Consider the following 7,605-nt stretch of genomic DNA (forward strand, 5'->3'; position numbering starts at 1 on the left):
GGTCTGCTTGAAATCGACCGGCTCTCGGTAGGCGGGCTCGCCGGCGCCTCGATCAGCGCCACCGGCCGGATCAAGGATTTCCCGGTGAGCCCGACCGGCAAGCTCGATGCCTCCGTAGTCGCCGTCGACCTCAAGCCGTTGGTCGATGTCGCGGCGCAGCACTATCCTAATAATGCCGTGCTGAAGGGGTTGGCGGGGCGTGCGGCCGCCTATCCCGAGCTGTTCCAGGATGCGCGCGTCGATCTGGTGACGAGTGCCGCCGCCAACGGCGATGGCACGACAGGCCTGGCAGTCAGCGCGCAAGGCAAGGCCGGCGGTTCGGCGTTTTCGGCGTCGCTGTCCGGCAAAGGGGTGGCCGACCGGCTTCTCGAGGCGCCGGTGTCGCTAACCTTCAACGCCAGGAATACCGACGCCACCGCACTTCTGGCGCTTTACGGCCTGCCGGCGTTGCCACTCGGCATGCTTGGCGAGGCGACCACCGATGTCTCGGCAAAAGGCACGCTTGGCGGCGGCATGGCGACGAGCTTCAACCTCATCGGCAACGACTTCAAGGCCGGTTTCGACGGGACGATCGCGGGCACGCCACAAGGTCCCACCGCCAAAGGCAAGGTCAGTCTGGAAGCCGCCGACATCGAGCCGTGGCTGATGACGACAGGCGTTGGCTTGCCGGGGATGGGGACAGGCATGTCGACGTGGCTTGCGGCCGACGCCGATTTCGGCAACGGCCTTCTGGTTCTGTCCATGCTCAGCGGCGCTATCAACGAGGCGGCGGTTTCCGGCGATGTCAATGTCGACGTCAAGGACGGGCTGCCGCATCTTGCCGGCGCGCTGGCACTCGATGAACTGGATCTCGATCCGATGGCGGTGGCACTGTTTGGCGATCAGGCCTTCCTGGGCGCCGGCGGGGCTTGGCCGACCGCCCCGTTCAGCCAGAAGTCCAGCCTGCCGTTCACCGCCGAACTCGACCTGACCACGGCATCGCTGGCCGCCGGCCCGCTGGCCACGGCCTATGACGCAGCGCTTTCGCTGAAGCTCGATCAGGAAGGCATCCGCGTGTCGGACCTCAAGGCAAAGTTCGCCGGCGGTGCGCTTTCCGGGCTGTTCGAGCTGAAGAACAATGACGGCACCGGGCTTTTCTCCGGCCAGATGAAACTTGCCGGCGCCGATCTGGCCACCGTGCTGCCACAGGCCGGCATCAGCGGAAGCGGCGATTTCTCGGCGGCGCTCTCGACCAGCGGCAAATCGGTCGATGCGATGGTTGCGGCGCTGTCCGGTTCCGGCACGGCGGCGCTGAAGGGCTTGACCATTGCCGGTGTCAATCCCGACGCCTTTGGCGCCTTCATCGCCAAGGCCGACGCGATCGGGCGCGATATCGATGCGGCAAAGACTGCCCGCTTCGCGCCGCAGATCGCCGCGGACGGCAGTTTTCCGGCCGGGGATATCGACGTCGCCTTCACAATCGCCGGTGGCACGCTGAGGGCGCCGCCGGTCAATCTTGAAAATCCGGCGGCGAAGCTGTCCGCCGACATCACGGCGGACCTGAACGCCAGCACGGTCGCCGCCAGCGGTTCGATCACTTATCGGCCCGGCGACGAGGCGCTGGTCGGCTCCGATCCGACTGTGAATTTCAGCGTCGACGGGCCGTTCGGCGCCGCGAAGCGGCAATTCGACAGTGAGCCGCTGGCGCAGTTCCTGACCCAGCGCGCGCTGGAAAAGGAACAGCAGCGGGTCGAGGCCATGCAGGCGGCACTGCTTGAAAAACAGCGGCTGCGGCGCGAGGTGCGTTACTACGCGGCCCTGCAAGCCGAGCGTGAGAGGGCAGCCGAAGAATTGCGCAAACAGCAGGAGGCGGCGCGGCTGCAAGCCGAGGCAGATGCCAGGGCAAAGGCTGAAGCCGCGGCAAAGGCTCAAGCCGAAGCGGAGGCGAAGGCCAAAGCGGATGCGCAGGCGCGGGCTGAAGCCGAGGCTAAAGCCAAGGCCGAGGCGCAGGCCAGGGCTGAAGCGGAGGCCCGAGCCAAGGCGGATGCACAGGCGAAGGCTGAAGCGGAGGTCAAAGCCAAGGCGGATGCTGAGGCCAAGGCTAAGGCGGATGCCGAAACGAGAGCCAGGGCGGCGCAAAAAGCGGCGGACGAGGCGGCGGGGGCCGAAGAACAGCAACGCGGGAAGATGGAAGAGGCGATGCGGATCGCTGCGGAAGAAAAGGCAAAGCTCGACGCAGAGCGCAGGGCCGCCGCTGAGCAGGCGCAGAAAATCGAGCGCGCGCCTCAGCCACCGGCCAATGACAACCCGCCGCCAGCAGAATCCGCGCCAAAACCCACGCTTGAACCTTCGTCGATCGACAATCTGCTGAAGTCGCTGGGCGGCGGATAGCTCGACCTAGACTGGTTTCATCTTTCGCTTCGCCCAATCCAAGACGTAGAGCCTGAGCGCCGAGGACAGGTTGGCATCGCGCGGCCGGGCCTCGTCGATTTCGGCGACGAGGGCGGCGAGCGTCAGTTTGCGCGCGACCGCGATGGCGACGAGGTCGTCGAAAAACGGCTTTTCGAGCGAATAGCTGGTGCGATGGCCGCGAATGGTCACCGAGCGTTTCTCGACCGGGCTCACCGGACGTGACTCATTTCACTTCAAGCATCGGATTTATCCGAAAACCGCGGCGCACTTTTCGGTCCGATACCCGGGGAATCCGGATCGCCCGAGGCTTCGCGGCGATGGCCGGCGACAAACTTTTCTGCCTTGTCGGCGATCAGACGGTCACGCTCCCGGTCGGCCTTGGAACGGCCGTGCAGCGTCCGGTTCTGTTCGGCCAGGCGCCCCTTCTCGGCTCGTGCCTTCTGCTTGCGGGCCTGGCGGAGATTGACGATGTCGGCCATGTCGCGCGGCCCGTCGGATCACTTCTTGCGGAAGGCGTCGAGCGACACCACTTCGGCGCCTTTTGCGGCATCGGCCGCGGCAGGCTTCTTTTCAGCCTCTGCGGTCTTCTTCTTCTCAGGCTTTTTCTCGGCGACGACGGCCAGCGGTTCGGAAGCGGGCTGGCCGCCCAATTCCTCTTCTGCCGAGGTCTCCGTCCTCACGTCGAACTCGAGCTCGAAATTGACGGACGGGTCGTAAAAGCCGCGCACGGCCGAGAACGGGATTTCCAGCTTTTCCGGCACGTCGGAGAAAGACAGCCCGACTTCGAAGCCGGTGTCGGTCACTTTCAGGTCCCAATACTGGAACTGGATGACGATGGTCATCTGTTCGGGATAGCGCTCGCGCAAGCGGGAAGATACGCGCACGCCCGGGGCGCCGGTCAGGAAGGTGATGAAGAAATGATGGTTGCCGGGAAGGCCGGTACGCGCGACCTCGGCCAGGACCTTGCGCATGACGCCGCGCAATGCCTCCTGGGCCAGAATGTCGTAGCGGATGTGGTCGTCGGCCATGTGGCTGTCGGGTTCCGTTGAATCGTCCGCATAGCTGTAATCAAGCTTGAGCGCGGCGTAAACCGGATATAGACGCCGGCAGCGCAGATGCGAGAGGGCATGCCTCAGATTTGATCGCTCAGGCGCCAGCGAGCGCGCTGTGCTTTTGCGCGTCGGCCGCCGGCTGCCGCTTGCCAAAGGCGCGCAGGAAGGTGCGCACGCCATGTGTCGCCGATTGCAGCACCTCGTCATCGGTCGGCGTGCCGCCAAGCATGAAGGTGGTCTGCAATTCGGCATTGGCCAGGGCGAGGAACTGGCGCGCCGCGACATCGGGGTCCTCGATGTCGAGGAAACCGGCATGGGCGAGGCGGGCGAAACGGGCGGCGATCGCCGGCCATGTCCTGCCCGGCCCCTGTTCGCGCCATTCGGCAAGAGCTCGGGATAGCGCTCGCCCTCGGTCTGGATCAGCTTGCGCAGGAATTTTCCGTCGCGGTTGCAGATACAGTTGCGGTTCATGCGCACAGCAAAAGCGATCAGATCGGCCTCGAGATCCTTCGGCTGGTCCGGAAAGGTGGAAATGGTGGCGAAGATGCCGGCATTGCAGCGCTCGGTGAGGTCGCGGACGATGGCGACGAAGAGTTTCTCCTTGTCGCCATGGTGGTTGTAGATCGTCTGGCGCGAAACGCCGGCCTCGGCGGCAATCATGTCGATATTGGCGCCGGCGAAGCTTTCGCGGCAGAACACCTCGCCGGCTGCGTCCATGATGGAGACGCGCTTGGCCTCGTGGCCGCGTGGCATGATGCTGTCAGGAGAAACGTTGGGCTTCATGAAAACTATATAGAGGTGATTGACGAATTGGACAAGAGTGTCTAAATTTATGGACTTAGCTAAAAGGAATTTTCCTCCGCAGGAAGTCGGAATTTCACGGCATGGAACGTCCTAGGATTATGCGCCGGTCGGCGGCCAATCAGATTTGAAAGAAGCCTGCTATCATGAGTCCCCGATTCCTCCGCATCGCGATCGTGCTCGGCCTGTTGACCGCCATCGGTCCGTTTGCCATCGACATGTATCTTCCGGCGCTGCCTTCGATCGGCGCGGATCTGCAGGCCAGCACCGCTGCCGTGCAGATGAGTCTGCTGATCTTCTTCCTGTCCATGGGGTTTGGCCAGATCGTCGTCGGACCGATCTCCGACATGGTCGGACGCAAGCTGCCGCTCTATGGCGGCCTCGCACTGTTCATGGTCGGCGGCATCGGCTCGGCGCTCGCTCCCTCGATCGAATGGCTGATCGCCTTCCGTTTCCTGCAAGGGCTCGGCGCCAGCGCAGGCATGGCGGTGCCGCGCGCCATCGTGCGTGACCTGCACACCGGCACCGACGCTGCCAAGCTGATGTCGCTCTTGATGCTGGTGTTTTCGGTGTCGCCGATCCTGGCGCCGCTGACCGGTAGCGTGATCATCGAGAATTTCGGCTGGCGTGCCGTGTTCTGGACGGTAACGGGTGGGGCGGTGCTTGCCACCATCCTGCTGGCGACCTCGCTCAAGGAGACGCGGCCGGTCGAGGCGCGTGCAGGCAGTTCGTTCGGCACCGCGCTCACGGCCTATCGCTTCCTGATGGGCGACCGCAACTTCCTTGGCCTGGCGTCTATCGGCGGCTTCGGGATCGCGAGCTTCTTCGTCTATCTATCGAGCTCCTCCTTCATCCTGATCGATCATTACGGGCTGTCGCCGTCGGTCTACAGCGTGTTCTTCTCGATCAACGCGGTCGCCTTCATCGGCATGTCGCAGTTGACGGGGGTGATGTCCGAACGGTTCGGGCTAAGGCCCGTGGTGCGGGTCGCGGTGGTCGGCTATGCGACGACGATGGTGGTGCTGTTCGCGGTGATGGCGTCCGGCGTCGACCGGCTCGACGTGATGGCGGTGCTGCTGTTCGTCGGCTACGGGTTCCTCGGCCTGGTGATCCCGACGACTTCGGTGCTGGCCATGGAGGAGCATGGCGCGATCGCCGGCACGGCCTCGGCGCTGATGGGCACGCTGCACTTCGCGATCGGTGCGGTCGCCATGGGCATCGCCGGCGTGTTCTTCGACGGCACGCCGCTGCCGATGGTGGCCGGCATCACGCTTTGCGCGGTGATCTCGTTCGTGCTGGCCAAGGTGACGCTTGGCCGTGGGCGGGAGGTTGTCGAAGCGCCGGCAGAGTAGATGCTTTCCAGCGAGCATGAAAAGGCCGGGTCATTCCCGGCCTTTTTCACGTCTGGGCTCAAGCTGCAAGCCCGCCTCGGCCAAGATAATCGCAGTCGCGCCTCGACCGGCGCCAAGAGCAACGGGACCAGTTCATAGCCCAATTCGGTGTAGATGCTGGCCAGCGCGTGATAGGTGCGTTCGGCTTCGTCGAGGGGCTGCCTTCGCTCGCAACCCTGCCAAAAAATCTCGCGCCATGGCGGGGCGATGAAGACATGACTGGCGTAGCGGAAGCGTTGGCGGCATTCCTGATGCGGTCGGGCACCGGCAGGCCAGTGAGGCGCAGATAACCAAGAGTGTCCGGCACGCCGCGATCGAAAGAAGACGGGACCGTTCTGTTCGAGGGCGGCTCGATAGGAGCGCAGCTCCCAGGACAGCAAGACAGCGTCGCGAAGGGGCATAGCGCAAGAAGCGCGGCCAGCAAGCCTGCTGCCGTTATCGAAGAGGTGGAATCGAAGGGGAGAAGTGGAGGTTTCTGTTGCCAGGTACCTCCGAACCCCGCCTAGAAGTGCGAACCACTAGGGCTTGAATTGAAGCTATCGCACCGCTTACGCGGCGAGACGTGCTTCCGCATAGTTGTCGTTGGCAACTATAAGTTTAGCCCGATAACGGTGGTACAATGCCGGGCAAAAGTACGATCTTTACACCTTCGTCGATCCTATTTCGCCCCCAGCAAAAGCCGCTCCTCGATAACAGCGGTTTTTGGTGGAGGCGCCGGGTACCGCCCCCGGGTCCGAACGGCTTATTTCATCGCCTGTTTATCGCCATAGTCGGTCGAGCCGACCAAACAGATATAGGGACCGATCTTGGAAAATGAAAGGCCTTAATTGATGCTTTGTCGCTGTGTCAAACAGCCTCGCGAAGGCTTGACTTGTCAACCGTCTCAACCGAAGATTGCGGCGGTGAGGAGTTACGACTTAGCGCACATTTTGCGGCAGCGCGCCACGACCCTCATCGACCGGATCCCGTGGCGCTGACGAGGGAATTTTGATGGCCGATTATCTTGCAGACGTGAAGAAGTACGACGCCGCGGCAGATGCCGACGCGGTCGCCAAGATCGTGAAGCATTTGGGCATTGCGCTCAGGAATCGGGACTCCTCGCTGGTGTCCTGCACGGATCCCAAGGAACTCGATCGCGTCAAGGCCAACTGGGTTGCCAAAAAGCTCGGCATAGCCGACGGCAGCAAGGCGGACGCGGCCATCGAAAAGACTTGCAAGGCGATGGAGGCCGACAACACCAAGAGCCGCGTGACCTTCTATTACCTGGTCGCCAAGGATCTGGGTAAGCTCGCCAGCCTCTGAACAATCATCCTGCATCGGCGGATGCTGGCGCGATTCCCGCTCCAGCCCAGAGCATGGCCGCGAGCGTCTTGGCTGAAGATTCTGCGCTTTGATATGTTCGGCCAGCAGCCAGTCGGTTATGATGGCCGGTAACCCGAATCGAGCCCCCGAATCGAGCCGAAGCCGATGCGCCAGTACCTCGACCTCTTGAAGCACGTGCTGGAAAACGGCGCCGATCGCGGCGACCGCACCGGCACCGGAACGCGCTCGGTGTTCGGCTACCAGATGCGCTTCGATCTTGCGCGCGGCTTTCCGGTCACCACCACCAAGAAGCTTCACCTGAAGTCGATCGTGCATGAACTTCTGTGGTTTCTGGCCGGCGACACCAACATCAAATACCTCAACGACCACGGCGTCTCGATCTGGGACGAATGGGCCGATGAGAATGGCAACCTCGGCCCGGTCTATGGCAAGCAATGGCGCTCCTGGCCGGACGGCCATGGTGGCACCATCGACCAGATTGCCAATCTCATGAAGGAGATACGCAAGAATCCTAATTCCCGAAGGCTGATCGTTTCGGCGTGGAACCCGGCCGAAGTGGAAGCCATGGCGCTGCCACCCTGTCATTGCCTGTTCCAGTTCTATGTCTCGGAAGGCAGGCTCTCGTGCCAGCTTTACCAGCGTTCCGG

At 63.0% G+C, this 7,605-nt stretch carries 7 protein-coding genes, 1 other RNA gene and 1 pseudogene; 4 read left to right on the forward strand and 5 right to left on the reverse strand.

Features of this window, described 5'->3' with window-relative positions; genetic code table 11:
• On the forward strand, window positions 1-2,370 hold a 2,370-nt coding region (locus tag EOA86_RS14210), incomplete at its 5' end, for an AsmA-like C-terminal region-containing protein (RefSeq protein WP_281035660.1).
• Window positions 2,371-2,376: 6 nt separating this feature from the next.
• Here the strand turns inward: EOA86_RS14210 and EOA86_RS14215 are convergent.
• The 4 genes and pseudogenes from EOA86_RS14215 to EOA86_RS14230 all read right to left on the reverse strand — a co-directional run bounded on the left by EOA86_RS14215 (window position 2,377) and on the right by EOA86_RS14230 (window position 4,226).
• Window positions 2,377-2,604 carry a ribbon-helix-helix domain-containing protein gene (locus EOA86_RS14215; protein WP_029351392.1) on the reverse strand — a complete coding sequence of 76 codons (228 nt, stop codon included), beginning with the start codon at window positions 2,602-2,604 and terminating at the stop codon, window positions 2,377-2,379.
• 20 nt (window positions 2,605-2,624) lie between these two features.
• Window positions 2,625-2,870, reverse strand: a complete 246-nt coding sequence (locus EOA86_RS14220) for a DUF4169 family protein (protein WP_065010281.1) — start codon at window positions 2,868-2,870, stop codon at window positions 2,625-2,627.
• Between the two features lie 18 nt (window positions 2,871-2,888).
• Window positions 2,889-3,419 carry an SspB family protein gene (locus EOA86_RS14225; protein ID WP_065010458.1) on the reverse strand — a complete coding sequence of 177 codons (531 nt, stop codon included), beginning with the start codon at window positions 3,417-3,419 and terminating at the stop codon, window positions 2,889-2,891.
• Window positions 3,420-3,537: 118 nt separating this feature from the next.
• Window positions 3,538-4,226: pseudogene (locus tag EOA86_RS14230) on the reverse strand (TetR/AcrR family transcriptional regulator).
• A 164-nt stretch (window positions 4,227-4,390) separates the two neighbouring features.
• Here EOA86_RS14230 and EOA86_RS14235 point away from each other — a divergent pair.
• Entirely contained in the window at window positions 4,391-5,596 is a 1,206-nt protein-coding gene (locus tag EOA86_RS14235; protein WP_128342220.1) for a multidrug effflux MFS transporter, read from the forward strand.
• A 503-nt stretch (window positions 5,597-6,099) separates the two neighbouring features.
• Here EOA86_RS14235 and ssrA read toward each other — a convergent pair.
• Window positions 6,100-6,458: a transfer-messenger RNA gene (gene ssrA, locus EOA86_RS14245) on the reverse strand.
• 167 nt (window positions 6,459-6,625) lie between these two features.
• Here ssrA and EOA86_RS14250 point away from each other — a divergent pair.
• Window positions 6,626-6,937, forward strand: coding sequence for a DUF2853 family protein (locus EOA86_RS14250; RefSeq protein ID WP_095518624.1), 312 nt, complete (start codon window positions 6,626-6,628; stop codon window positions 6,935-6,937).
• A gap of 165 nt (window positions 6,938-7,102) precedes the next feature.
• The coding region (thyA, locus tag EOA86_RS14255) for a thymidylate synthase (RefSeq protein ID WP_128342224.1) at window positions 7,103-7,605 on the forward strand (503 nt) is incomplete at its 3' end.

This window comes from Mesorhizobium sp. M5C.F.Ca.IN.020.32.2.1 (assembly GCF_004023105.1).
Classification (GTDB): domain Bacteria; phylum Pseudomonadota; class Alphaproteobacteria; order Rhizobiales; family Rhizobiaceae; genus Mesorhizobium; species Mesorhizobium wenxiniae.